Source organism: Paraburkholderia lebeckiae (assembly GCF_050436225.1).
Taxonomy (GTDB): domain Bacteria; phylum Pseudomonadota; class Gammaproteobacteria; order Burkholderiales; family Burkholderiaceae; genus Paraburkholderia; species Paraburkholderia tuberum.
Genome location: NZ_JBNDLU010000002.1, coordinates 2,940,519 through 2,964,951, shown reverse-complemented (window position 1 = coordinate 2,964,951; position 24,433 = coordinate 2,940,519). Strand labels below are relative to the sequence as shown.

Sequence of the window (24,433 nt, the reverse complement as noted above, 5' to 3'; positions counted from 1 at the left end):
CCGCAGACTTGTTGTGAGCGCAGCCCCGTTGGTCAGACAGGTCAGGATGAACCGGGCGCGAACTCCAGGCCCTTATTGAAGCCAAATGCGTGACTACGTCGCGATCGGTACGGAGCGCTTCGTATAGGTCGACACCATCAGGTACGCCGCGACCGAAATCACAAACGTCGCCGGCGCGGAAAAGGAGTGGATCGATTCCGGTCCGCTCATCACGCCAATGCCAGCCGCGACCCCAACAAACCACGCGATCAGTCCGCCCGCGTTGAAGGTCGGCACGTCGCGCAGGGACGCTTCAACTGTGTCGTCGGAAGTCCGCTCCGACTTGTGCGAGAGGATATGAGCAAGCGCCACCGCCACCCACGCGACGACGAACACCCCTTGATACGCGAGCGCGAGCAGCAGCTTCGAGAAGATGCCGGACAGCATCAGCGCGTACACGATCGCGCCGACGGCGATCGTCCAGACGAATTTCGGCAGCTTCAGGCCGAGCCCCGCTTCGAACAGCGCCTGCGTGTTGATCGTCGCGAGATAGTAGTTTGCGGTGTTGATGCGCGTCTGCGTGACGACGAGAAACGCGAGTCCCCAGAGCCCCATCAGCTTGAGCAGCGCGAGCACGACCGACACCTCGGAAAGTGCACCTTGCCCGGAGATCGTACTGACGAGATAAATCCCAACGATGCCGTTCACCATGAAGGTGACAATCCAGAACGGCATGCCGAAGTTGATCAGGCTGTGGTAGCGGGCATGCTGTTTTTTGCCGAAGCGGGCGAAGTCGAATGCGGCGAGCATGAAGAGCCAGACGCCCATGTAATAGACGAAGCAGTCCCACCAGCCGTTCGACACAGCGGGTCCTTTCGACGACTCGCCGAACTGCATCCACGCCGGGCTATAGCCACGCGTTGTCGTCGCTACGACCACTGCTGCGATCAGACCGGCCGCGTAAAAAGGCAGGAGCACACCGTTGAGCTTGTCGAGCCAGTTCTGCACGCTGCCGAAGACCAGAGGCACGCTATAGGCGACCACGATCAGGCACGCCAATGGATAGGAAACAGACGGAAAGAGACTGTTCAAGGCCACCGCGATGACCGAGCTCTCAAAGACGGCGTAGTAGATGACGGTTGCCGCGAATATCAGCGTGGCCAGCGCAGCGCCTGCGCTGCCGAACAGCACACGGGAGAAAAGCGACACGGAAAGGCCCGTGCGGATTGCATGGTTCGTCAGTACATAGTTCACGGCGGAATAGACGATCACCGACATCAGCATTCCGATCAGCGCGTTGGTCGTGCCGTAGTAAAGCGCCAGCGTTGCGCCGATGATCAGATACACCATCGCACTGCACAACCCCCACCAGGCCATCGTGAGTGCGAACTTCGGCATGCGCGAGCTGTCCGGCACCCGGACGGTTGAGACATCGACTTCGTCTTCCTGCGCCAATTCAATCGAGCTAGACATGACTCTCTCCAAACGTAGCGCCATTCGGCGTATCAAAATGTTTAATTAGCGATGCCAACGTAAAATCAAGAGACTGCTTCCACTACTCATTCGCCCTTCGTGGCCGAGGGGCATTTCTCCGGAGCCGACCGGCACTCACTCAAACCGCTGACTGCGCCTCCAGGCTGAACGCCGACGCGACACGGGTCAGTTGACCTGCCTCGTCATGCAGCGCGTTTGCGGCGGCCGCGGCTTCTTCCACCATCGCAGAACTCGGTTGCACCGCGTCATCCATCTGCATTACCGCGCGATTGATCTGGGCAATGCCCGCCGACTGCTCCTGGCTCGCCGCCGAGATCTCGCCCACGATGGAGGCGACGCAACGGATGCTTTCGACCACCTCGGTCGTCGTCGCTCCCGCCTCGTGGACGAGCCGGCTGCCCGCACCGACCTTCGACACGGAGTCGTCGATCAGGACGTTGATGTCCTTCGCGGCTTCGGCCGAACGCGTCGCCAGACTGCGCACTTCGGAGGCCACTATCGAGAACCCACGCCCCTGATCATCTGCGCGCGCCGCCTCGACGACTCGTCGATCCACGCCATTGTCTCGACCACGCGCCCGACCGCAGCGCCGCCGCGAACGGCCACTTCGCAGGCCGAACGGGCCAACTGGTCTGCCTCGCGGGCGTTTTCGGCGTTCAGAGCTTGACCGTCCAACTCAGTTGCTCCATCGATGAAGCGGTCTCTTCTAGCGACGCCGCCTGCGACTCCGTGCGCGCCGACAACTCGAGATTGCCGCCGGCGATCTTGTTCGATTTCTTTTGCCTGATTCCACATTGATTCGTCGTCCCGGGCGTGACCGTTCAACGCCTGAACGCCCGCGCCGGGACGATGTCTCACTGTCCCACTGGCCGTATGGTCAACTGGTTGTTCACCGACACGACACCGGGCACACCTTGCGCCGTGCGCAATGCAAGCCGGATTTGCGACTGCTCCGGCACCCACCCCTGCAAAGTGAGCGTGCCGTCGTGCGCGCGTACTGCAATGCCCGACGCGTTGAGGCCCTTGGTGTGAGCCAGCGCGCGGCGCACTTTCTTCTGCAGTTCCCGGTTCGCTGCGCGCGCCGCGCTTTTGCTCTCGCCCGAAGCCGCGCTTGCAGCCGGCGTCGAAGCGGTTGCACTTGCTCCCTTGGCATTCGCACCGAAGACAACCAGCGCGAGGAGCGCGCCGCCGATATACCGTGCTGCACGATTCGATTTCATCGTTCTTTCTCCTTGTGTCCCGTGAGCCTGAAACTGTCGTTCAGGTTGTCATGCCGCCGTCGACGGACAGGCTGGTGCCCGTCACGTAGGCCGCCTTGTCGGAGAGCAGCCAGAGCACCGCGTCGGCGACTTCATGAGGCTGGCCGATGCGGCGCATCGGAATCATGTCGTCGAGCAGGTGCACATCGCCGTTGGTCGAGCGCATGTAGTTCGGCGTCTCGGTTGCGCCCGGACACACGGCGTTAATGCGGATACCGCTACCGGCATATTCCTTCGCGACTGCGCGCGTGAGGCCGACTACTGCGTGCTTGCTTGCAACGTAGTGAGCGATGCCATTCATGCCGCGCAAGCCGAAGATGGACGCGTTGTTGACGATCGCCCCGCCGCGCGCGCGCAGCATCGCTTCAACCTGATACTTGACGCCGTAATAGACGCCCTTGAAGTTCAGATCGATCACCCATTCCGACTCTTCGACTGGAGTCTGGTCGATGGGCTTGAAGTCTGCGTGGCCGCCCGCGTTGTTGAATGCGAAGTCGAGCCTGCCGAAGCGCGACTCGACGAATGCGACGAGCGCCTCGTTGTCCTCGCGACGCGAAACGTCGGCCGAGCGGATTTCCGCGCGCCCGCCGGCTCGCTGGATTTCGTCGCTCACTGCCGCAAGCTTTTCTTCACCACGCCCAGCGAGCACGACGATCGCGCCCTCGCGCGCCAGCGCCAGCGCCGCCGCGCGCCCCATGCCCGAGCCGCCGCCCGTTACGAGTCCCACCTTGTCCTTCATGATCATGTTTAGCTCCGTTACTTCGTTCAGGCCACTTCGGCCACCTGCAGATCGCGTCGCAACACGACGGGTGCGCCGCCATGCATCTTCTTGTTGATCCACGCCGACAATGCCGAATCCATATAGTCGGCGTGACCTGGAAACCAGTCGGCCAATGCCTGTGCGAGACGCTTGACGTCCTGCAGGCCGACCTGGCCAATGGCTGCGAGTGCATTCACCTTTTGCACGGCCTCCATCACCCGTTGGTGCTCGTCGAGATGGCATTCGGCGGCGGGAAAATCAGTCTTTTCCATCCATTCCTGCTCGACTGCGAAGTGGGACAGCAGATGCGCCTCCACCGCCTGCAAGCAGGCCAGCGCCGTATGCTGCGTACAACCGGCGAGCGCCGTCACCACTTCGACAAACTCTTCGTGCGCGGCGTCGATCGGCGCGTGACCGAGCAACATCGCGTCGCTCCATTCCAGCGTTTCGGCGCGTGGTGCCCTGGGCGGCCCGTCGTGGGGATGTTCTGCTTGCTGACTCATCGTTTGCTCTCTCACTTCGTTTGCCGTTACCGCGCTGCCTGCGTCTCGGCGCCGATCAATACCGCCACCATCACCGCCGGCACCGTGCCGCGGTTACGCCACGCGTGGCGCGTGCCGTTCTGGATCACGATGTCGCCCGCCTGCAAATGGCGGATCTCGCCGTCATCGAGTTCGAGCCACAGTTCGCCGGAAACGATGATGTCGTAGTCGACCGACGTGGTGCGGTGCATGCCTGAGCCATCGGGTTCGAACGCCTGGGCGAGGCCTGGCAGATGGGCTTCGTATTCCGCGCCAGCCGCAACCGGGTCGAAGTCGCCGGAATCGAGCGAGCTCTCGGGCGGGAACTGCACGACGAGCAGGCGCGTGCCATGCGGATCGGGCACGACCGACTGAATGCCGACCACCGGGTCCTTGCCGTCGTGCGGCAGGGGCGCCACGTCCTGCAGCGTCGCCCATGCCAGCGTAGTCTGGAAGCCGGGCACGGCTGCGTAGTCGTGCGTATTGGCGACGGGGCCATCGGAGACGATGACTGACTTGCCGTCTTTCTCGCCTGTCACGACGCGTCTTACCATGATGTTCTCCTGTTCAATTCGGGCTGTTTCATTGAACGATGACGACGTTGACGAAGCCACCAGCGCGTTTTTCCGCTTCCGAGAGTGCTTCGTTGGCCTGGTCGAGCGTGTAGCGGTGGTGTTCGAACACGCCGAGCTCGAGCGTGCCGGCCGCGGCCATTGCAGCCAGGTCCTGGCCTTCGGCAACCGAGAACCAGAGTGAGCCGATCACGCTGACCTGCGCGCACATCATCTCGTGCAGGTTCAGCGGCAGTGGGTCGGTCATCGCGCCGATTTCGACGAGCCGGCCACCGCGCCTGAGTGCCTCCATGCTGTCGAGCGTGACCTGATGCGAGGCGCCTGGCGCGATCGCGTCGATGACCGCGTCGACGCCCACTCCGTCCGTCTGCTCACGGGCCCAGTCGGCCAGCGAGCCGGTGCCGTGCGAAAACGTGCGGATGCGCTGCGGATCGAGCGCACGCACTCGGGCGAGAAGCGCCTCGTTGCGCGCGACGCACAGGATACGAGTCGCGCCCATCGCGCGTGCGATCTGCACGGCCCCCAGACCCAGCGTGCCACTTGCGCCCACGATCAGCACGGTCCGGCCCGCACCGACGCCTGCCTTGCGTAGGCCCGAATACGCGGTGCCCAGGTAGCCGAAACGCGCCGCCTGCTCGAAGCTCACTGCCTCAGGCAGCTTGACGAGGCCGTCGGCGGGCGCCGTTGCGAACTCGCTGAAGCCGCCGTATGGGTATTGCCGGTACATCGTCTTCGATTGCGGGCCAAAGCCGAAGTAGCCCTGAAACGTGAAGGCCACGCAGTTGATCGACTGACCTGTCCGGCACGCGTCGCACGATCCGCACGAGCGGCCCGGATTGATATAGACACGATCGCCCGGCACGAGGCCGGTTACGGCGCTGCCCACCTCGGCAACCACGCCGGCCGCGTCCAGCCCGTAGATAGCGGGCAGATCCGGCACGGTGAGGTAAGCACGCTCGCCGTAATTGCTCATTACGTTGCGCAGATTCGGGACGACGCCGGACGCCTTCACGTCGACGAGGACGTCGGTCGGACGCAGCAGCTCGGGGCGCGGGATCGTGTCGAGCACGAAGCGGCCACCGGGTTCGTGAACGCGCATTGCGCGCATGGTTGAGCGGGTGTTCAAAATGGTGTCTCCTGTTTGGGTTCAGTGGGGCATGACTGGCCGGCGCCAGTCGAGAAGCGCGGTGCCGCCGCCACAGTCTGCTGAGCGAGCGTCCGCGCTGAGGTCATATCGTCAGAACACATGCAGCAAACCGATGTCGACTGCCGTCTGCCGGCCGCCCGAGGCGGGTCCTGGCACAAGTGAAATCCAGGCGGGACCGCCCGAGGCCTGCTGTAGCGCCAGCGCTGAGTAAATGCTCGTGCGTTTGGAGAGCGAATACATGAGCGACAACGTCTCCTGACTGGCCTTCTGGTCTTTCAAGACGTCGTTGCCTTTCATGTACTGGTAGGCGAGATTCGCATGCAGGAACGGGGAGGCCGTCCACGTCACGTCGGCCTCGTAGACGCCGACACGGGCGCCGTTCTGCGTGTTCTGCGTGCTCGTGTACATCGCGGCCAGCACTGTCGGCCCCACGACCCACGAAGCGGCGAGACCTATGTTACGGATACCGTCGTTGCCGTTGTTCAACTCGGGATACTTGACGTACGTGTACGCGCCATTCAGCGCGACGGTGCCGATGTGATAGTTCAGGCCGAAGCTCTGCCCGCTATCCTGACCGAACGAACCAGCCTGTCCGCCGAAGCTGTACTGCGCGCCCATCGAGAGGCCACCGATTGTCGGGCTCATGTACTTGACCGAGTTCGCGATCGGAGCGCCGAGTGTGCGATCGAAGTCGAACGAGTTATTACCCGGCGGCCCCGGAATGTTCAGCCCTGAGAACGAGCCTTGCCGCAGACCCAGTGAATTGACGAACGGGAAAGCCGGACCCCAGTGGTCGACCACGAGCGAATAGAACATGAAGTCGATCTGGTTGCCGGCGGTCAGCGTGCCCCATCGCTCGTCACGCAATCCCACATAGGTTTCATGCCCGAAAAGCCCGTTGCTGGATTCCCCGTTGTTCACGCTGAACATGCCTTCGAGCTTGAAGATCGCCTTCCGGCCATTGCCGAGATCTTCGGTTCCGCGAAAGCCGAACAGGTTCGGCGCTATCGTGTCGGGATCAGCCAGCCAGTTGCTGTGGCCGCCCACGTTCGACACGTACATCACGCCCGTGTCGATGATCCCGTAGACTTCGACGCTGCTTTGCGCATGGGCATTGGCGGCCAACGCCAAGCCGATTAGTAGTACGGACTGCTTCAGTTTCACCGCGTTCTCCTCTTCCTTTCGTCAATAGCCTTTGCTGCGCCTGCCGACCGGCGAGTTGTCAGGCGGCCGCTTTTCGGGCCGCTTTTTTTGCCTGCGTGACGCTCTTAACGGCGGCAGGTGTTCGTCCCGGTCTCGTTTTTGCCGCCTGCATCGCCAGGGACAACCCTGGTGAGATTGCCCGCTGCGGCACCCGCTGCAAATCCGCAAATCGCCCGCTAAGCGCCTTCCCACGGGCCTTCACCGATTTTTATCGCATCACGTTCGATCGATTTGCAATCAATGTACGACGGAAGATTGATTGAAAATAAATTGACTGTCAATTTATGATTTCGTAGTCTTCACTCACAGCATCGGTCGAGAGGCGCACGGCGAGGCGCATCGAACCTCGACAAGCTGTACAGAAATCAGCGCTCGTGAGCGGTCACGAGACGCGCCCAGCCCACACATCAAGGAGCACTCCATGAGCGACACGCCCATCGTCCGCCGGCGCAGCACCGGTCAGAGACTCAACGAGATCAGCGATGCCCGCGTCAATGACGCGAAAGTCCAGAGCCAGTACCAGCCGTACAAGGACGCGGCATGGGGCTTCATCAACCACTGGTATCCGGCGCTGTTCAGCCATGAGTTGCCGGAAGATGCCGTCGAAGGCATCCAGATCTGCGGAGTGCAGATCGTGTTGCGCCGCGTGAACGGCAAGATCTACGCGCTGAAGGATCAGTGCATTCACCGCGGCGTGCGGCTCTCCGCCAAGCCGATGTGTCTGACCAAGGACACGATCAGCTGCTGGTACCACGGCTTCACGTTCGACCTGGAAAGCGGCAAGCTTGCGACCATCGCCGGCAATCCGGACGACAAGCTGATTGGCACAACGGGCATCACGACCTATCCGGTCGAGGAAATCGCCGGCATGATCTTCGTCTTCGTGCGCGAAGACGACTATCCGGATGAAGACGTGCCGCCGCTTGCGCACGACCTGCCCATCCGCTTCCCGGAGAACGACGAACGCTTCCCGCATCCGCTGTGGCCGTCCGCGCCAAGCCTGCTGGACAAGGACGTCGTCGCATACGGCATGCACCGCACGGGTTTCGCGAACTGGCGCATCGCCTGCGAAAACGGTTTCGATAACGCACACATCCTCGTGCACAAGGACAACGCGATCATTCATGCGAAGGACTGGGTGCTGCCGCTTGGCATCGTGCCGACCGCAGACGACTGTATCGCGCCGGTCGAAGACGAGAACGGTCCGAAGGGGCTCGTGCAATGGCTCTTCACAGAGAAGTGGGACCCTGTCCTCGAGAACGAGAGAGTCGACCTGAAGGTCGAGAACGTCAATGCCCGCCCGTACCGCACCTCCGTGTTCCTGCCCGGCGTGCTGATGGTCGAGAACTGGCCGGAAGAGCATGTCGTCCAGTTCGAGTGGTATGTGCCGATCACCGACGACACCTACGAGTACTGGGAAATCCTCGCGCGCGTGTGCCCGACCGACAAGGAGCGCAAGGACTTCAAGTATCGCTACGACTATCTGTTCAAGCCGCTGTGCCTGCATGGCTTCAACAACTGCGACCTGTACGCACGCGAAGCGATGCAGGACTTCTATGCTGACGGCACCGGCTGGGACAACGAACAACTCGTTGCAACCGACGTGTCGCCGATCACCTGGCGCAAGATCGCTTCACGCTGGAATCGTGGCATCGCCAAGCCCGGCAATGGGATCGACGGCACTATCAAGGCGTCGAGCATCCGCATGAAGCGGACCGCAGACGGCAAACGTCCTTCGTACTTCGTCGAGAAGATCGAAGAGGAACACTAATCACAGCAGCACTGAAGGTATCCGTATGTCTTCCGTTAAATACGTCACATTGAACTTCCGCGACGGGAAAGCGACATCGGTTGCCGTGCAGCAGGGCGTGAGCGTGCTGGACGCTGCCCTCGCCGCAGGTATCCCGGTCATCCACCAGTGCCGGTCGGGTTCCTGTTCGAGCTGCGTGGCAAAGCTTGTCGAGGGCCACGCCGGTATGCGCGCGGGCGCCAGCTCGACGCTCCTGCGCAGCGAATACGAAGCCGGCGACCGGCTGCTGTGCCTGACCGAACCTGAAACCGACTGCACGTTCACGCTGAACTATGCGAGCGATGCGGCCGACGTGCAGGCGGTCAAGGCGCACGCATTCGTCGACAGCGTCGAGAAAGTGGCGTCGAACGTTGTGCGCCTGCGGCTCGAACTGGCCGAAGGCGCATGGCTCGACTTCAAGCCGGGGCAGTTCATTCAGGTACGCGTGCCGGGCACGAATGTCACGCGCAGCTATTCGCCCGCCAGCACGGCGGCCGACCTGCCAAAGCTCGAACTGCTGATTCGTGTGCTTGAAGATGGCGTGATGTCGAAGTGGCTGGAGCACGAGGCGAAACCCGACGACGTCCTGGAAATCGAAGGCCCGTTCGGCAGTTTCTTCCTGCGTGAGAAGGTACCTGCACCGCACATCATGGTGGCGGGCGGGACCGGCCTCGCGCCCATCCTGTCGATGATCGACGCGCTGCGTCGCCAGCCCGGACGCAAGCCGCCGATCCTGCTGAGCTTCGGCTGTGCTACGCCCGAGCAGCTTTTCTGCCTCGACGATCTGGAACTGCGCCGGCAATGGCTGCCGAATCTCACGACGCGTGTTTCGGTGGACCACCACGCGAGCGGGGAACTGCTCGCCGGCAATCCCGTCGATGCGATCAGCGAAGGCGACATAGCGCATGAAAGCGCCGTCGCCTATCTGTGCGGTCCGCCGCGCATGATCGAGGCCGCCACGACGAAGCTCGTGAATCTCGGCCTGCGACCGGAAAACATCTACGCCGAGCAGTTCGCGCCGTCGAACTGACCACACATCGCAACGCAATCTGGAGGTATCCATCGTGGTCAGCACTACGCCACTGCCCTTTTCTCCCGAGCAACAGGCCTGGTACGACCGGGCCTGCGCAAAGCTCGACGCGCGGCGGCTGCAACAGCTGCTCTTCGAACTCACGGACATTCACAGCCCGACCGGCGCGGCGCGCGACGCGAGCCAGTTCATGGTCAGCCATCTGGCGCGCGTCGGCCTGAACTCGAGCTATCGGCCCATGAACGAGCGCACCGGCAACGTCGTCGCGGAGAAACGCGGCAGCGGCGGCGGTGCCGCGCTGATGCTCTACGCGCCGATCGACACCCATCTCGAAGGCGACGAAAGCGACGACCCGTGGATCGGTCCACCGGACTTCGCGGACCTGAAGCCGCGCGCACGCATGCAAGGTGACTGGGTCTATGGCCTTGGCGCGTCGAACCCCAAAGGGATGATCGCGACGCTCACCGAAGTCGCGACCGCGCTGATCGAAGCCGACGTGCCGCTGGTCGGCGACCTGATCGTCGCGATGGCCGATGGCGGCATGCCCGTCGATCTTGCCGCGCGTGACCACGCGGGCATGTCCGCGGGCGTCACGCACCTGTTGAGCCGCGGCGTCGCGCCCGATTTTGCGATCGTGATGAAGCCCTGGAACTGGGTCTATCACGAAGAGCCCGGCATGGGCTGGTTCAAGCTGAAGGTCAAAGGCACGCTCGGTTACGCGGGTGTGCCGCGTGACACGCCGGGTTTTCGCAGCTCGGTCGTGCCCGCCGCGCACGTGATACTGGAGCTGGAACAATGGCTGATCGAGTACGCCGAGCGCAATACGTCCGGCGCGGTCAAGCCGCACGGCTGGATCTCGGGCGTGCGGGCGGGCTGGCCTGAACGGCCGGCGTTTCCTTCGGCCGTCACCGAGATCTTCTTCGACGTGCGCATCAATCCCCGTACCTCACCGGGCGAAGTGAAGGCGCAGTTCGCCGCATTCGTCGCGGCACTACGGGAGCGTCATCCCGATTTCGATCTCGACTGGGAAATGTATGGCTCCGTGCCCGGCGGCACGACGTCCCCGTCGAACTGGATCGTGCAGTCCGCGCGGCGCGGCTGGGAGCATATCGAGCAGCGTGCGCATCCGACACCCGAGCTGCTCGGCGGTCAGACCGACGGTGCCGCGTTGCGCCGCTTCGGCATTCCGACCGCGCGCATCGGCTGGCCATGGCCCGCCGAACGCTCGCCGGTGCCGGTGGCCGAGGGGCTGGGCGGCATGGGCGCGACTTACATTCCCGACCTGATGCCTTGCGCGCACAAGATCATGTACGCCGTGATCGATACGCTCACGCGGCAGCGCGCAGAGCTCGGACTTTGAGTACGGAGGCAGATTGACCATGTCCCATTCCGGACTGCACTACATGGAGGTGCGCGAGTTGGCGCACCTGATCGCCACGCGCGAGATCTCCCCCGTGGAAGTCACGACCGCGATGCTTGAACGCATCGAGCGGCTCGACGCCACGCTGCACAGCTACGCGCTCGTAATGCGTGAAGAGGCGCTCGCATCCGCGCGCCAAGCCGAACGAAAAGTGCTGAATGGTGAGGCGCTCGGGCCGCTGCACGGCGTACCGCTGGCGGTGAAGGACCTGTACTGGTGCGCGGGTTCGCCGACTGCCGCCGGCACAATCATTCATCGCAACTTCGTGCCGACCGAAGACGCGACCGCCGTCAAGCGGCTGCGCGGTGCCGGCGCAATCGTGCTCGGCAAACTTCAGCTCACGGAGGGCGCATTCGCAACGCATCACCCCGAGATCGCCGAGCCGGTCAATCCGTGGCATCCGGGGCACTGGGCGGGCGCTTCGTCGAGCGGTTCCGGCGTCGCGACGGCGGCTGGCCTGTGCTATGCGTCGCTCGGTACCGATACCGGCGGCTCGATCCGCTTCCCTTCAGCGGCTAACGGTCTCACCGGCATCAAGCCGACGTGGGGACGTGTGAGTCGTCATGGTGTGTTTGCGCTGGGTGCCAGTCTCGATCATGCCGGGCCCATGGCCCGCAATGCCGCCGACGCGACGCTTCTGCTCGGTGCGATTGCCGGGCACGATCCGCTCGATCCGACCTCGTTGCCCGAGTCGAAGCTCGCGTTACCGAACGACGCGCACGATCTACGCGGACTGCGAATTGGCATCGACCCGGCATGGAACAGCCACGGCACCGACGACGTCATCGTGCGTGCGCTCGCGCAGGTCGTCGAAGCGGTGAGGTCCCTCGGTGCACAGGTCGAGGAAGTGAGCTTTCCCGATGTGCGCACGGTAGTCGACGAGTGGCAGGTGAACTGTGGCGTCGAAGTGGCGGTGGATCACGCCGATACCTATCCGCGGCTCGCGGCGCACTACGGCCCGGCGCTCACGCGCCTGATCGAGATTGGGCGCGAAACCAGCGCAATGGCGTATCAGCAGGTGCTGTTGAACCGCGCCGCACTACGCGGCAAGATCAACCGGCTGATGCATGGACTCGATCTGCTGATCGTGCCGGTGCAGCCGTTCGCTGCGCCGACCCATGAACAGCTCGGCGCGCTGGCGCAAGACCCCGAGCTCAATGCGCGCCTCATCCAGTTCACGGCGCCGTTCAACTCCAGCGGCCACCCTGCGATCACATTGCCGTGCGGACTCACGGAAGTCGGCCTGCCGATCGGCTTCCAGTTCGTCGCGGCGCATGGCGCCGAAGCCCTGTTGTGCCGCGCCGGCATGGCGTTCCAGCACGCCACCCACTGGCACAAACTTCATCCGGCACTGTAACGTTCGCGCGAGCCGGCGCGCGTGGTCGCGCCGACGGTTATGCGGATTTGCGTGAAGTCTTCGGTTTCGGCGGCGGCTCGTCGGTTTGCGGCGTGATCGTCGCCGAATCACGGGCTGCTTCTTCATAAATTCCCGTCAGCAGCGACATGAAGCGCGCGCAGCGCTCGAATTTCTCATCAACGTCGCTGATCTCTTCGAAGCGCTTGACGAGAATCTCCTGCCGGACCTTATTGTATTCGTCGGTGAGCTTCACTCCGAGCTCGCTCGCCGTATACGAATAAGTCTTGCTGTTCTTGTCCTTCTGTTTTTCGATCAGTCCGGCCGATTCAAGCTTGCGCAAGCTGTACTGAATGTTTGGGATGTCATCCCGATTCATCAGCCGCGCAATGGTCGCACTATTCTTCGGCCGATCCTGCATGCGGATCACATGCAGGATGACGTGCTCCTGGTACTTGATGTCAACGTCCGCCGCAATTGTGATCATGCCGGTCGTTAGCACGAAGCGCGAAAAAGACTCGTAGAAGCGGATCAGTGCCCACTCGAACTCCGTTGCCTTGTATTCCATGTCCGATTTTGCCAGGTGCCAGCCGCGGTAGAACTTCGGTTCCATGCTTCGATCAACCTTTCACCAGTTTAGACAGCCGATCCCGCCCGCCGGGGCCCGGAACGCTCCAATACACTTGAATGCGCCGCGGGCGGCTCCGTCAGTGGGCCACGGCCTGACCGGCGGCACCACATACGAGTTCGGTTTGTCGATCTTTTATCAACCACCAATTGGCTTTGAACCGATAGTGTACCAATCCTCGGTACGGCATGCCCGGGCCATTCGTCGCAACGCGGCCCAGGCGGGGGATCCAGTGAAGCTCATCGTATCGCCGACTCCTCGCCGAAACCTGCCCAGTTCTTCGCGCGGCAAACGGAACGAAATCCTGGACATACGGAAAGCGAATGGCCAAAATGTCCGCTAAAATTCCCAAAGTCGATAAATATGACAATGTCCGCGCCGCAGCAACTCCTACGTCAAGCCCTGGAGCTTTATTCCCAGTGCGAACTGGCCGAGCGAATCGGCCGGAATGTGCGCACGATCCGGAGGTGGGAGGCAAACGGCGGTCAATTCCCTGTAATTGCGGAAGCGGCCTTGCGGGAATTGATCAGTGCGAAAATGAAGAGGCCACGCACGCCGGCATTTGCGAAGTTTCGGTTTATCGATTTATTCGCGGGGATTGGAGGCATACGTCGTGGCTTTGAGTCATTTGGAGGTCATTGCGTCTTCACGAGCGAGTGGAATGAATTCTCAAAAAAGACGTATCTGGAGAATTACGGCTCACAACATGATCATCAGTTTATTGGTGATATAACCGCGTTCCCGTCGGGCGCCGTTCCCTCACATGACGTACTGTTAGCTGGCTTTCCTTGCCAGCCATTCAGCATTGCAGGTGTCAGCAAAAAGAATTCGTTGGGGCGGCCACATGGCTTTGAGTGCACAACTCAGGGCACGCTCTTTTATGATGTGGCGCGAATCATTGACGCAAAACGGCCGGCAGCTTTCCTCTTGGAAAACGTTAAGAATCTTATTTCGCATGACAAGGGGAATACCTTTAGAACGATTTTGTCGGTCTTGCGAAATGAACTAAAGTACGACGTCCATTACAAGGTCATTGACGGTCAACACTTTACGCCTCAGCATCGTGAGCGAATCGTGATTGTTGGCTTTCGGCAGAGCACGGACTTCGATTTCAGCGCACTCGAACTTCCAGCAGTGGGTCCGCGACTTGGATCGATCCTACACAAGACAGATGGCACGGAGCCTGTGCTTGCGCACGACGGCAATCGATTCTTCGACCATGAACTGCAAAAGGTCCAAGACAAGTACACGTTGACACCGAATCTGTGGACATATCTTCAAGGGTATGCGGACAAGCACCGTGCGGCAGGCAACGGGTTTGGATATGGATTAGTCGACCCGGAGAGCGTTACGCGCACGTTGTCAGCGCGCTATTTCAAAGACGGGAGTGAAATTTTGCTCTCGCAAGGAGGCAAAAAGCGGCCTCGGCGTCTCACGCCTCGTGAGTGCGCACGACTGATGGGTTTTCCGGATGATTTTGTGATACCCGTTAGCGATACTCAAGCCTATCGGCAATTTGGGAACAGTGTGGTCGTTCCAGTTATCGATCAAGTCGCACGCCTGATGATGCCGTATGTCACGAGCGTGATGAAAACGGCCCACGCTATGAAGTGAGTTCCGCGATTCGGTGATTGTGCCGGCGCGATAGACTATTTGCCATCGTCGTGCGGCACTATGCTTTCGTCTCGACCTCGGTGACGAATGATTGGGCCGTCGTCATGTCTTTTTGCGCCTTTGTGTCGCGATACAAACAAACAAGTCGTATCAAGAATCGACGTCGAGGGCGTTCAAACAGGCTGTCAGCTATTGATCCCAGGCGTATGGCCTTCAGCTCCGCTTGGGACGAGGATGAAGTTGGGCTGCCCCGTACCGTCGGATCCCACGAGGATGTTGTCCCCAGCTTGGGCGCACGCCATGACGTCGTTCTGTTGAAAATAAAGGCGGTACTCGGTGCGCGTGGGATGGTCAATGCGGGCGTCGTATCACGTGACCTTCGCAGTGTCCCGCACATCGTTGCCCCGGACCGAAAAATTGCATTCATTTCGGTGCGATCCGTCCCGAAAATCGCCTTGAGGGCTACTACGCCATGAAATTCGTGCTGATGCGATTTATCGGGTTTGTCTCCAAAGCCAGTGTCTTTAAGCAGGCGGGGGAAAGTCTCAACGCGTGACTTGTCGTCTGGTCTACTCCGTTCATTAAATTCGAGTTCTAACGTCAGCTTTACACGGCGAGCGATGGTGCACCCAGAACACCTCACGGATCGATAGGAAGCACGAATGAAGTGAGCACAAGGCATTTACGATAATTGCTGAAAACTATAGCTACTGATGGATGCATAGCCTTGCTACGCCGCACTTCGTCGCAAGGCGGTTTCTTGTATTTCAAGAAGGCGGTCGACAAATCTTGTGCGTTGAAGCGTTCACTGGATGGTAGGGGATCTGCGCCCGCGGAGATGGGTCGCGCCGGACCAGAGGGTGGCAGCGTAGTTTTGTAGATACGCCCATAGCTTCGGGGTGAGCGTGTACTTCGGCTGCACGCGTCGCGCGGCTTCAGGCGCAGGTCGTCCCACGTGAACCTGGTCTTGCCGCGAAAGCCCACCATGATGATGCGCTCGCGATGCTGAGGCGTGAAATGCTGGCCATCGATCACGCGGTAGTGCACCTCGTAGCCGAGCTCGTCGCGCAGCGTTTGCAGGATCACGTCGAAGGTGCGGCCCTTGTCGTGCGACAGCAGGTTCTTTGCGTTTTCGAGCAGGAACGCGGCGGGGCGCTTCGCGGCGATGATGTGCGCGACGTCGAAAACAGCGTGCCTGGGTCGTGCATTCGAAGCCGTGCGGCCGGCCAAGCGCGTTTTTCTTGCTGACGCCGGCGATCGAAAACGGCTGGCACGGAAAGCCGCCGAGCAGTACGTCGTGGCTCGGCACGTCCTCGGCGGGAAACGTGACGATGTCGCCGATCAGCGCGTGCGCGCCGCCGCTCGCGGAGTTGTCGCCGTAGTTCTCGCGATAAGTCCGCGTCGAGAACTCGTTCCACTCGCTGGTGAACACGCATTCGTCGCCGTGCGCCTCGAAGCCCATGCGAATGCCGCCGATACCCGCGAACAGATCGATGAAGCGGAAGCGCGCCGCGTCGCCCGCGTGTTGCGCCTCACGCGCGCCTTGCCGCAGCAGATCGCGCAACGCGGGTTCCAGCATCGCGGGACAAGGCGTTTCACCTTTTTCCCAGCGACGCACCGTCTTGATGTCCTTGCCGACATGGTCTGCGATTTCGCGTTGGGTGAAACGGGCGCGCGCCTGCTTGAGCAGGTCGAACCGGGCGGCGAGGGTCACGAGGCGTCCTTGGAATTTTTATGACCTAAGGTCGCCCCTTTCCCTATTGGCGGCGCCGACTGATCAGGAATTTTCCGCGATACGTCGCGCTGCTGCATTTGTCTGCGGCGAAACATGCCTGTCACGAATGCGGATATACGTTTGTCCTGTGACGCTGGTTTCCGGCGTTGCGAGGTGTGTTGGCGGCCGCGAACTCGTGCCCGGCCGCTTATTTGCGGCGCGCAAGACGAGCCGCGTGCCGGCCTAGCGCGACGCGTGCGGGTGCAGCGGCTGGGGCGGCTGCGGTCAGGCCGACTTCACCTTCTTCACCGGGTCAGCCGGCTCGAATCGCGAGGTCGGCGCGGGCGCGAAGCGTTCCCATTCGGGCAGCGGCGTCGAGGCCAGCCGATCGAGTTGCAGCAGCAGGCTGTCGACTTTGTCCAATTGGGCGGTAGAAAGCTGGCCGCTGTCGACCAGCGCGGTCAGTCGTTTGCGCCAATAGGTGGCTGGCAGGATCGGACCGCCGAAATCGCCGCGCAGCGATACGTGCATCACCCGCGCGATGTGCGCGATGTCGTGGTCGATCAACGCAGCTTGCGATGATCCCGAAATCGTAGTGTCCGTGCGGTCCATGACTCCTCCCTGAACGGATTTACGGCGGTGCGCGGCGAGACTTTAGGCCTTTTGATAAAAAATTTGCCAGATCGCGCGTCGGCGTTCGTCGGTGCCGCGGCCCCGCGCGCGGAGCAGTTCCCGGGAACAGCCGTTGCTACTTCCCACACACCGGCGGAATACCGCGCCGGCATCTCTGTCGACTACGCATATGGGAGCCGAGCATGAACAAGGATCAAGTGAAGGGCGTTGGCGAGCAGGTCAAGGGCAAGGTCAACAAGGGCATCGGCAAGGCCACGAACGACCCTGCGAAGGAACTCAAGGGCGACCTGCAGCAGGGCGCCGGCAAGGTGCAGAAGGCCTATGGCGATGCGAAGGAAGACGCTAGGGACGATGCAAAGCGCGGCCGTCACTGAGAACCCGTTCGGTGCAGGTTGCCGTAACGGCGGAGGCGTCGCGATCGTCGCGGCGCCTTTGTTTTTTGTACGGCGTAGGTCGGACACGACGCGTCCGATTTCACAAGATGGGTCGCGGCTGACGTTGGCGCGGCGGCCGGCCTGGGAGTAACCCGTGATCGCGATGATCGGCATTCCGCACGCGCTGCGAGCCCTTTAGACTTGGCGCAATCCCATCAGGAGGTCGCGCCCATGACACCCGCAAAGATACTTTCGATGTTCGAACGGCAGTATTTGGAAGGCAAGGCGCCGCCAGATCTCGAAGCGACCTGCGCGAACTTCGCGACGTGGCTCGCGGCCGCGTGGGAACTGCTCGACGGCACCGAAAAGACGCTGCTGCTGACGGTCGGCGCGGCGCTGTGGCGCGATGGCTTCAACGTGCGCGCGGGTACGGCGACGAAGGACTTGTGGTGAACCGCCGATCGCGAGCGGCGCCGTTGCCGCAGCGTTTGTAAGGTCTTCACGCGGCCTCGCACGCGTTGTGGCGAGTCGGTTTATATTGGGCGGTCTTGCAATTTCTGTCCCATAGGGCGACCCGAACCCATGACCGATTTATCCGCTTTCGCGATCACGAAGAAATGGCCGGCCGAGCATCCGGACCGGATTCAGCTCTATTCGCTGCCGACGCCCAATGGCGTAAAAATCTCGATCATGCTCGAGGAAACCGGCTTGCCGTACGAGCCACATCTGGTGCGCTTCGATACCAACGATCAGATGACGCCGGCGTTTCTGTCGTTGAACCCGAACAACAAGATTCCGGCGATCCTCGATCCGAACGGTCCCGACGGCAAACCGCTGCCGCTGTTCGAATCGGGCGCGATCCTGATTTATCTCGCCGACAAAAGCGGCCGGCTGATCCCGCAGGACGCCGCCGGGCGCTACGAGACGATCCAGTGGGTGATGTTCCAGATGGGCGGCATCGGTCCGATGTTCGGCCAGGTCGGCTTCTTCCACAAATTCGCTGGCAGGGAGTACGAGGACAAGCGTCCGCGCGATCGCTACATCGCCGAATCGAAGCGGCTGCTCGGCGTGCTGGAGCAGCGCCTGGAAGGACGCACATGGGTGATGGGCGATCAGTATTCGATCGCCGATATCGCGATCTTCCCGTGGGTGCGCAATCTGGTCGGCTTCTATGAGGCGGGAGAACTGGTCGGCATTCACGACTTCCCGAACGTGCGGCGCGTGCTGGCGGCGTTCGTCGAGCGTCCGGCGGTGGCGCGCGGCCTGAATATTCCGCAGCGGCCGGCTTGATGGCCTGAGCGTTTCGCGAGCTTGACCGCTCGGCCGGGCGGGCGCGAATCGGACGCGCCCGGCCACGCGGCATCGTGCGACGCTCTGCGCTACCATGCCCCGTTACGCACTTTGCCGGATCGAAGGGCGTGACAGGTATCAGGAAGGATCGATCAATTCAGGCGTTGCGCGCGCTCGCCGCGCTTGGCGTCGGCGCGTTTCATACCGACGGCATCGTCGCCGCGCATGGCTGGCTCGTCCATGTTTTTCCGCGCGTGTCGCGCTATGGCGAAATCGGCGTCGACGTCTTCTTCGTGATCTCCGGCTTCGTGATGGCGCAGGTGACTCGGGGTTTGCCGTCGGGAATCCAGTCGGCGCGCTCGTTCATTTGCGCCCGCAACGCGCGGGTCGTGCCGCTCTACTGGATTCTCACCGCGTTGTTTATCGCGCTCGTCGCGTTCGTGCGGGGCGTTCCCCAAGCGTTCGGTCATGCGCGCGTGAGCGCCTGGCATGCGCTGTCGTCGTTTCAGTTTCTACCGTCGATGAGCTGGACCGGCATGGCCGCGTCCGTGCGGGGCGTCGGCTGGACGTTGAACTACGAGATGTATAACCTTTGAGGTGAGTAAAGTTCTTACCGGCTTATCGGGCGAGAATCGCGCGGCAGTTCTGTGATGCGACCGGACGAAAAGGTGAAGCAATGAGCGCCGTTACATTGTTCGCGTGGTCCGTTCCGGCGTATTTCCAGGATTCCGTGGTCGACCATACATGGGTGACGACCTACGACAGCCGCGTGAAGATTTACCCAGCGCTGGCGGATGTCCTGATCGCTGGCGAGCACTATTGGTACAGCTGGGGCAGCTTCCACGCCCGAGGTGGGACGCCTGTCAGTGCGGATGGTTTTTTGGCTTCCGGCGCGGCAAATCTGCTTTATGCTAGTTGTCTATGTAAGCCCGATGTGGACTCGAACATCGATCCGGCCGCTCGTGGAACGATTTTCAGCTATGGTCTCGATGGTGTATGCCATCAGCTGTCAAATCAGATTCTGTGGGGGACCGGCAGCGGTGGAGCAGTTCCGGTTACGGTCCGCATGTGCAGGGGCTACTGGTTGAGCATCGCGATCTTCGGAACATACGGCAAGCAGCATGCTGCATGGGCGAGCAAGAAGATTCAGTGCTCGACACCAAGCGGGAGTAACGCCATGAAGCCAGGACATCAGGAATCCGATGTCGATGATTTTCAGGAGCATCTACAGGCGACTTTGAAGGGTCCCGACGCGGATGCGAAGATCAAGTCGTTGATGAATCATCGACGCGTATTTATGGTGCGGGTCGAGCGTTTGCAACATGCCCCGCAGGGCAGCGATGTTCCGTCCGCCTCGGAGCTGAACCAGGCCTATTCGTCTTTTCTCCACGACGCTGCTGACATTCTGGGTCCCGACGACTTCGAGCGAGTTTTTGGTGAACGCCCAAAGGATCAGATGAACGTCGTCGATCCTTCGATATACGAGCAAAGTGTCCGTCGGCCGATGCAAAAATAATGGAGCCGTTGGACTGGCCTCGTCTCAAACGCGTTTCGCGATCACAGTCGTCGAACTCGCAATGTCGAGATTCTTTTTTGCGCTTTACTGCTTCACAAACGATCGATCCAGCAACGTCGGCGGTCCCTGCGGAATTTCTTCGACCGTGAGCGCTTTGAATTCTTTCAGCGCATTCTCGTCGAGACCATCGGCCCAGTCGCTCATGATCCAGTAAATCGACCAGATGGCCGTTGTCGATTCCGGTACGACACACGTTCGACATTGATCGCAGATCCGAAGAGGTTGAGAATCCCCTCGGCTGTCATGTTGTAGTAGTGATGCGGGTAGGTGTGCGTTTCTGCTTCCTTGATAAAGTCTTGCAGCACGGCGTCGATGGAGCCACGTGTAACGTTTCTCAGCGCGGCCATCGCGGAACTGATTTTCTGCACCTCACGTGGGCCGAGGAACCGGAAGGCTTCGCCCGCCTCGTCTTCGCCGAGCGACATCATCAACAACGCGGCCTTGTGAATTCCGTCAGGGTTCATCGCCTCTCCCACAATTCTGGAACGGCTGGAATAGTGGTCCGCCCTTGGCTGCGAGCATTCATGTGTAGTCCGACCTTCGTGCAATTGCGACACCCGTGGCGCTACTCGTCTGCCCCGACCGTCCAGTGTCTACTCGAAGTACTCGGAGGCGCTGGCAGTGACCCTCGGGTTCCCCAGGGAACCTGCGGCCAGGGATTCGCCGGTCACGGGCGGGGCGGGCTATCCGGCCCAGCGAGGCACTAAACTCAGACATGAGTCGCGCTTGATCCTTGTTCAGGTTCGGTGAGTGGGGAAGAGATTCAGACATTCGTAAACCTCGCGCCCAAGCCGGGGTATTTCGCGCCACACCGCGGTCGGGCAGCCCTGAGTGGAGGCGTGGCGGTCAAGAAGCTTCGCGCACGTTTCTGCCAGTTCGCGCAGTAGCGCACTGGCCTGGGTTTCACTCCCGGGCAACAGTTGGCTCGTGATCACTTTCGCCTGCCGGGTCGCCCGATACAAGGCCTTCCATTGGGCGTCAAGAACATCCAGCCCGTGAGCACCGCGCTGTGCGGCTGCGCTCGAAACGATGTAGAGCTCCTTGAGTGCCGTTATTACGGCCGGCACGCTAGTTACGCAATTTTCACCACATACCGGTGGAGCGGGCGACCTCACCCTGGCCTCGATCGTCGTCGCATGCACGGCCGGGCTACCGGCATCACGCTCCTGGTTGCCGCAATTGCACGGACCGCCGGGAAACGCCAGGCATTAAAAGCGTTTGCGGCTAGTTGCAAGTTCGGCATCGAAAGTGTTCATCGCGAGATTGTGACCACAACTGCAGGCGGATACTCTGTCGAGATGGCCTCGGCAGCCAGTGTCCGCGTTCCCCGTTGTTACCGCGTGTACCGCAAGGCCGCCGACTGACGACGCAGGTCGCTAAAGGGCACCATTGCATTCAGAAGACGTCCCGACTGTCGGGTAGTTTTCTTTCAATCGCCCGATTCACCTGTGCGACCAAGGAGGTCGAGCAGCGCGAGTAAGCGCTGCCTGTCCTGCACAGTGAGGGGAGTGCGTGCCAGCAAGCGTTCGATCTGCATTGTCCAATAGTCGCGACGAATAAGTCGCGGACGCCAGATCAGGACATTCAGCGCCTTCTCCAGTTGTCCAATCTCGGTCTTCACCACGTTCATGTGAACTCCCTCCGACGCCTGCACAGTCTGATTGCCAAAACAGGTCCTGGGTCACGCCAGAACCACCTGGTTCGCCTCGTTGTACGGTGAATTGCCGCCCCCGGGTTGACCTTCTCCCGCGTCAGATGTCCGCCTGTGGCGCGACAGTACTACCAGTAGGTTGCGAAGAACCATATCAGCGCGCCGACGCCGGCCACCACAAAGAGCCAACGAACGACGGGTCTAAGCGAACGCGACATGGACCCTCTCCATTGCTCCCCGGCGATGATCCGCGTTACTTTCGCCACGATCGGCGGCCTCCAGCCGGAATGCCTCGACGATGTCCGCCAGGCCGCTAGCCTGTCCGCTAAGTGAATGAGCGGCTGCCGCTGCCTGCTCAACGAGCGCCGCGTTCTGCTGAGTTATTGAGTCCATCTGGGAAATCGCTTTGCCGACCTGCTGGATGCCCGCGCTTTGTTCGTTCGAGGCCGCCGCTATCTCGTGGACGATCGCGTCGACGCGCTTGACCGCACCAACAATTTCCCGAATGGCAGTTCCGATTTCAGCAACCAGCGCGGAGCCACTCTCGACCCGGTTGACCGATTCCCCGATCAGAGCCTTCACATCCTTGGCTGCGGCCGCTGCGCGCAGGGCAAGGCTTCGCACTTCGCTTGCCACGACGGCAAACCCGCGCCCCTGTTCGCCGGCCCGCGCGGCTTCGACCGCTGCGTTCAGGGCGAGGATGTTTGTCTGGAACGCGATACCTTCGATGACGCTGACGATCTCTGCGATCCTGGCCGATGAGTTCGAGATTTCCTGCATAGTCCCGATCACCCTCTCGACCAGTTCGCTTCCCCGGCGGCAATGTCTGATGCCGTGCTTGCCATCTCGTTGGCGTGGAGCGCATTGTCTGCATTGTTTGTCACCATGGACGTCATCTGTTCCATGCTCGATGCCGTTTCCTGAAGTGATGCGGCCCGCTCCTCCGTACGCTGGGAAAGGTCGCTGTTGCCGGCGGCGATTTCCTTTGTCGCTGAGGCGATGGATTCGGTGGAACCTCCGATCGCACCGACGGTGCGGGCAAGCTGCGCGCGCATCGTTTCAATCGTAGATAGCAGACTGTCTGAACTCGCACCGCTGGAACTGACCGGGACGCTCAGATCGCCGCTTGCAATGCGGCGCGCGGCTTCTGCTGCAGAAGCCGGCTCGCCACCGAGTGAGCGTTGCAACCCTCGATTAATCACGATAACCAGGACTGACAGCGCCACTGCAACAGCGGTCAGGACGGACCCGGACTCGATAAGGGACCGGTAGAACGCGGTATCAATGTCGTCTATGTAGACGCCATTCAGAAAAGTCCAGCCCCACGGCTTGAAGGTCGCGACGCGCGTGAGCTTCGGAATCGGTCGGTCCTCGCCCGGACGTGGCCACACATAGCGGATAAAACCGGCGCCGGCTGCTTTAGCGATATTGACCGCATCGCGATATAGCAGCGTGCCGTTGGCATCCTTGAAATCGCCAAGCGCCCGACCCACCAGTTCAGGTTTGAACGGGTGCCGCAACATCCTCGGTTCATCGGTCATGACGGTGTAGTAGCCGTCCTTGCCGAAGCGCATGGCCTTGATGCGCTCGATTGCTTCCTTTTGCGCGGCGTCACGCGTGAGCACCCCGTGCAGCACCAGGTCGGGATAGTGACGAACCAGGCTGACCACATTGTCGGCGTTGTTCGCCAGGTCGTTCTCGCGTTCTTCGATTCGCACCTGATGCAATGACCACGCGTCAAACCCTGTCATTGCGGTCAGACAGGCAAGGCTCAAGAGCAACGGCAACCAAAGCTTCTGCGCAAACGTTAGCCTATCCATGTTCTTTTTGACCGCCGGGACGTATTAAATGGACATTGCAAATGTTTACGGACGGAAAAGGTGAATGGAATATAGGTGTACACCCTAGTTTTATCCGTGCGAATTGGCGACGAAGACAATGCAATAATTCGTGCCTCTCAGGTTCTGGCATGGCCCTCGGAATCCTCAGAACCTTCCGGCCGACGCAATTCTGTCGGCTTTTTTCGTGCGCCCGGCAGGGCGCCGTACTTGGAGATGAGAGTCCTCTACACACCCGGCGAGCGGAAGTGTTAGCCGAATGGCAAGGGTGTCGCGGACGACCGCGAATCTGGAGGAAGCTGAAGGTAAAGCGCTGGCCTGACGAACAAGACGCGGATTTGAGGCGGCGTAGCGGGATGAGGTGTCGAATATCACTAAAGCCGACTACTTGCAGGGAACGCTACGACGTAGATCCGACGAGCATAAGCGCGACGGTGGGTGCGTAATACCCGAGGAGATCTGCATGCGTGCCTTGTGCTGCCGGCATCGAGAGGCGTCACACAGCGCGACTCCGGCAAGGCTCAGTTATCCGTTGCGGCGGGACTCCCGCTGTCAGCAGGCCGCGAAGAACCGTATCAGTGCAAGGG

At 61.2% G+C, this 24,433-nt stretch carries 20 protein-coding genes and 4 pseudogenes; 10 read left to right on the top strand and 14 right to left on the bottom strand.

The features are described 5' to 3' along the window. Nucleotides 1–93: 93 nt before the first annotated feature. The 8 genes and pseudogenes from OKW45_RS28275 to OKW45_RS28240 form a co-directional block, all read right to left on the bottom strand. Nucleotides 94–1,452, bottom strand: a complete 1,359-nt coding sequence (locus tag OKW45_RS28275; RefSeq protein ID WP_429472408.1) for a purine-cytosine permease family protein — start codon at nucleotides 1,450–1,452, stop codon at nucleotides 94–96. A 139-nt stretch (nucleotides 1,453–1,591) separates the two neighbouring features. Then, a pseudogene (locus OKW45_RS28270) lies at nucleotides 1,592–2,246 on the bottom strand (methyl-accepting chemotaxis protein); the annotation flags it as partial. Between the two features lie 81 nt (nucleotides 2,247–2,327). Continuing rightward, complete coding sequence (locus OKW45_RS28265; protein WP_429472407.1) at nucleotides 2,328–2,693, bottom strand: BON domain-containing protein; 366 nt, start codon at nucleotides 2,691–2,693, stop codon at nucleotides 2,328–2,330. Between the two features lie 40 nt (nucleotides 2,694–2,733). Beyond that, nucleotides 2,734–3,477: an SDR family NAD(P)-dependent oxidoreductase gene (locus OKW45_RS28260; RefSeq protein ID WP_429472405.1), complete on the bottom strand. Its 744-nt coding sequence runs from the start codon at nucleotides 3,475–3,477 to the stop codon at nucleotides 2,734–2,736. A gap of 20 nt (nucleotides 3,478–3,497) precedes the next feature. Continuing rightward, the gene (locus OKW45_RS28255; RefSeq protein ID WP_113061893.1) at nucleotides 3,498–3,995 is read right to left on the bottom strand and encodes a bacteriohemerythrin; all 498 of its coding nucleotides are present in this window, start codon (nucleotides 3,993–3,995) and stop codon (nucleotides 3,498–3,500) included. 26 nt (nucleotides 3,996–4,021) lie between these two features. Next, nucleotides 4,022–4,567 (bottom strand): cupin domain-containing protein, encoded by a 546-nt coding sequence (locus OKW45_RS28250; RefSeq protein ID WP_429472404.1) that lies wholly within the window; start codon nucleotides 4,565–4,567, stop codon nucleotides 4,022–4,024. Between the two features lie 28 nt (nucleotides 4,568–4,595). Beyond that, nucleotides 4,596–5,693: an alcohol dehydrogenase catalytic domain-containing protein gene (locus OKW45_RS28245; protein ID WP_429473377.1), complete on the bottom strand. Its 1,098-nt coding sequence runs from the start codon at nucleotides 5,691–5,693 to the stop codon at nucleotides 4,596–4,598. Nucleotides 5,694–5,822: 129 nt separating this feature from the next. Then, entirely contained in the window at nucleotides 5,823–6,896 is a 1,074-nt protein-coding gene (locus tag OKW45_RS28240; RefSeq protein WP_018419830.1) for a porin, read from the bottom strand. A 460-nt stretch (nucleotides 6,897–7,356) separates the two neighbouring features. Between OKW45_RS28240 and OKW45_RS28235 the strand changes: the two genes are divergently transcribed. The 4 genes from OKW45_RS28235 to OKW45_RS28220 are packed head-to-tail and all read left to right on the top strand — an operon-like array spanning nucleotide 7,357 to nucleotide 12,531. After that, nucleotides 7,357–8,706, top strand: coding sequence for an aromatic ring-hydroxylating dioxygenase subunit alpha (locus tag OKW45_RS28235; RefSeq protein WP_429472402.1), 1,350 nt, complete (start codon nucleotides 7,357–7,359; stop codon nucleotides 8,704–8,706). A 25-nt stretch (nucleotides 8,707–8,731) separates the two neighbouring features. Beyond that, nucleotides 8,732–9,754 carry a ring-hydroxylating dioxygenase ferredoxin reductase family protein gene (locus OKW45_RS28230; RefSeq protein WP_026225672.1) on the top strand — a complete coding sequence of 341 codons (1,023 nt, stop codon included), beginning with the start codon at nucleotides 8,732–8,734 and terminating at the stop codon, nucleotides 9,752–9,754. 34 nt (nucleotides 9,755–9,788) lie between these two features. Further along, nucleotides 9,789–11,114 carry a M20 family metallopeptidase gene (locus tag OKW45_RS28225; protein ID WP_429472400.1) on the top strand — a complete coding sequence of 442 codons (1,326 nt, stop codon included), beginning with the start codon at nucleotides 9,789–9,791 and terminating at the stop codon, nucleotides 11,112–11,114. Between the two features lie 19 nt (nucleotides 11,115–11,133). After that, entirely contained in the window at nucleotides 11,134–12,531 is a 1,398-nt protein-coding gene (locus tag OKW45_RS28220; RefSeq protein WP_429472399.1) for an amidase, read from the top strand. 37 nt (nucleotides 12,532–12,568) lie between these two features. Here OKW45_RS28220 and OKW45_RS28215 read toward each other — a convergent pair whose 3' ends face one another. Further along, nucleotides 12,569–13,141 (bottom strand): winged helix DNA-binding protein, encoded by a 573-nt coding sequence (locus OKW45_RS28215; protein ID WP_018419835.1) that lies wholly within the window; start codon nucleotides 13,139–13,141, stop codon nucleotides 12,569–12,571. Nucleotides 13,142–13,519: 378 nt separating this feature from the next. On the opposite strand from OKW45_RS28215, the gene dcm (OKW45_RS28210) reads away from it, so the two are divergent. Beyond that, complete coding sequence (gene dcm / locus OKW45_RS28210; RefSeq protein WP_429472397.1) at nucleotides 13,520–14,770, top strand: DNA (cytosine-5-)-methyltransferase; 1,251 nt, start codon at nucleotides 13,520–13,522, stop codon at nucleotides 14,768–14,770. An 865-nt stretch (nucleotides 14,771–15,635) separates the two neighbouring features. Here the strand turns inward: dcm (OKW45_RS28210) and dcm (OKW45_RS28205) are convergent. Next, a pseudogene (gene dcm, locus OKW45_RS28205) lies at nucleotides 15,636–16,484 on the bottom strand (DNA (cytosine-5-)-methyltransferase); the annotation flags it as partial. Between the two features lie 285 nt (nucleotides 16,485–16,769). After that, entirely contained in the window at nucleotides 16,770–17,096 is a 327-nt protein-coding gene (locus tag OKW45_RS28200; RefSeq protein WP_429472395.1) for a hypothetical protein, read from the bottom strand. A gap of 203 nt (nucleotides 17,097–17,299) precedes the next feature. Here OKW45_RS28200 and OKW45_RS28195 point away from each other — a divergent pair, with 203 nt between their 5' ends. The 5 genes from OKW45_RS28195 to OKW45_RS28175 all read left to right on the top strand — a co-directional run bounded on the left by OKW45_RS28195 (nucleotide 17,300) and on the right by OKW45_RS28175 (nucleotide 20,297). After that, the gene (locus OKW45_RS28195) at nucleotides 17,300–17,491 is read left to right on the top strand and encodes a CsbD family protein (protein ID WP_018419840.1); all 192 of its coding nucleotides are present in this window, start codon (nucleotides 17,300–17,302) and stop codon (nucleotides 17,489–17,491) included. Between the two features lie 231 nt (nucleotides 17,492–17,722). Beyond that, nucleotides 17,723–17,944, top strand: coding sequence for a hypothetical protein (locus OKW45_RS28190; protein ID WP_026225675.1), 222 nt, complete (start codon nucleotides 17,723–17,725; stop codon nucleotides 17,942–17,944). Between the two features lie 129 nt (nucleotides 17,945–18,073). Continuing rightward, a complete protein-coding gene (locus OKW45_RS28185) occupies nucleotides 18,074–18,781 on the top strand; it encodes a glutathione binding-like protein (RefSeq protein WP_429472393.1) in 708 nt (235 codons plus the stop codon). A gap of 128 nt (nucleotides 18,782–18,909) precedes the next feature. Beyond that, nucleotides 18,910–19,377, top strand: a complete 468-nt coding sequence (locus OKW45_RS28180) for an acyltransferase family protein (RefSeq protein WP_429472391.1) — start codon at nucleotides 18,910–18,912, stop codon at nucleotides 19,375–19,377. Nucleotides 19,378–19,457: 80 nt separating this feature from the next. After that, nucleotides 19,458–20,297 (top strand): hypothetical protein, encoded by an 840-nt coding sequence (locus OKW45_RS28175; RefSeq protein ID WP_429472389.1) that lies wholly within the window; start codon nucleotides 19,458–19,460, stop codon nucleotides 20,295–20,297. Between the two features lie 326 nt (nucleotides 20,298–20,623). Here the strand turns inward: OKW45_RS28175 and OKW45_RS28170 are convergent. The 3 genes and pseudogenes from OKW45_RS28170 to OKW45_RS28160 all read right to left on the bottom strand — a co-directional run. Next, nucleotides 20,624–20,821, bottom strand: a pseudogene (locus OKW45_RS28170) (magnesium and cobalt transport protein CorA); the annotation flags it as partial. Nucleotides 20,822–21,786: 965 nt separating this feature from the next. After that, nucleotides 21,787–21,987 carry a hypothetical protein gene (locus tag OKW45_RS28165; protein WP_429472387.1) on the bottom strand — a complete coding sequence of 67 codons (201 nt, stop codon included), beginning with the start codon at nucleotides 21,985–21,987 and terminating at the stop codon, nucleotides 21,787–21,789. A 222-nt stretch (nucleotides 21,988–22,209) separates the two neighbouring features. Then, nucleotides 22,210–23,828 (bottom strand): annotated as a pseudogene (locus OKW45_RS28160) (methyl-accepting chemotaxis protein). Nucleotides 23,829–24,433: the final 605 nt, after the last annotated feature.

Bases quoted from the DNA above. Each gene is read 5' to 3' on its own strand.
- OKW45_RS28275 (WP_429472408.1), bottom strand. From the start codon at position 1,452: ATGTCTAGCTCGATTGAATTGGCGCAGGAAGACGAAGTCGATGTCTCA.
- OKW45_RS28265 (WP_429472407.1), bottom strand. From the start codon at position 2,693: ATGAAATCGAATCGTGCAGCACGGTATATCGGCGGCGCGCTCCTCGCG.
- OKW45_RS28260 (WP_429472405.1), bottom strand. From the start codon at position 3,477: ATGATCATGAAGGACAAGGTGGGACTCGTAACGGGCGGCGGCTCGGGC.
- OKW45_RS28255 (WP_113061893.1), bottom strand. From the start codon at position 3,995: ATGAGTCAGCAAGCAGAACATCCCCACGACGGGCCGCCCAGGGCACCA.
- OKW45_RS28250 (WP_429472404.1), bottom strand. From the start codon at position 4,567: ATGGTAAGACGCGTCGTGACAGGCGAGAAAGACGGCAAGTCAGTCATC.
- OKW45_RS28245 (WP_429473377.1), bottom strand. From the start codon at position 5,693: ATGCGCGCAATGCGCGTTCACGAACCCGGTGGCCGCTTCGTGCTCGAC.
- OKW45_RS28235 (WP_429472402.1), top strand. From the start codon at position 7,357: ATGAGCGACACGCCCATCGTCCGCCGGCGCAGCACCGGTCAGAGACTC.
- OKW45_RS28230 (WP_026225672.1), top strand. From the start codon at position 8,732: ATGTCTTCCGTTAAATACGTCACATTGAACTTCCGCGACGGGAAAGCG.
- OKW45_RS28220 (WP_429472399.1), top strand. From the start codon at position 11,134: ATGTCCCATTCCGGACTGCACTACATGGAGGTGCGCGAGTTGGCGCAC.
- OKW45_RS28215 (WP_018419835.1), bottom strand. From the start codon at position 13,141: ATGGAACCGAAGTTCTACCGCGGCTGGCACCTGGCAAAATCGGACATG.
- dcm (WP_429472397.1), top strand. From the start codon at position 13,520: ATGACAATGTCCGCGCCGCAGCAACTCCTACGTCAAGCCCTGGAGCTT.
- OKW45_RS28200 (WP_429472395.1), bottom strand. From the start codon at position 17,096: ATGGACCGCACGGACACTACGATTTCGGGATCATCGCAAGCTGCGTTG.
- OKW45_RS28195 (WP_018419840.1), top strand. From the start codon at position 17,300: ATGAACAAGGATCAAGTGAAGGGCGTTGGCGAGCAGGTCAAGGGCAAG.
- OKW45_RS28190 (WP_026225675.1), top strand. From the start codon at position 17,723: ATGACACCCGCAAAGATACTTTCGATGTTCGAACGGCAGTATTTGGAA.
- OKW45_RS28185 (WP_429472393.1), top strand. From the start codon at position 18,074: ATGACCGATTTATCCGCTTTCGCGATCACGAAGAAATGGCCGGCCGAG.
- OKW45_RS28175 (WP_429472389.1), top strand. From the start codon at position 19,458: ATGAGCGCCGTTACATTGTTCGCGTGGTCCGTTCCGGCGTATTTCCAG.
- OKW45_RS28165 (WP_429472387.1), bottom strand. From the start codon at position 21,987: ATGAACGTGGTGAAGACCGAGATTGGACAACTGGAGAAGGCGCTGAAT.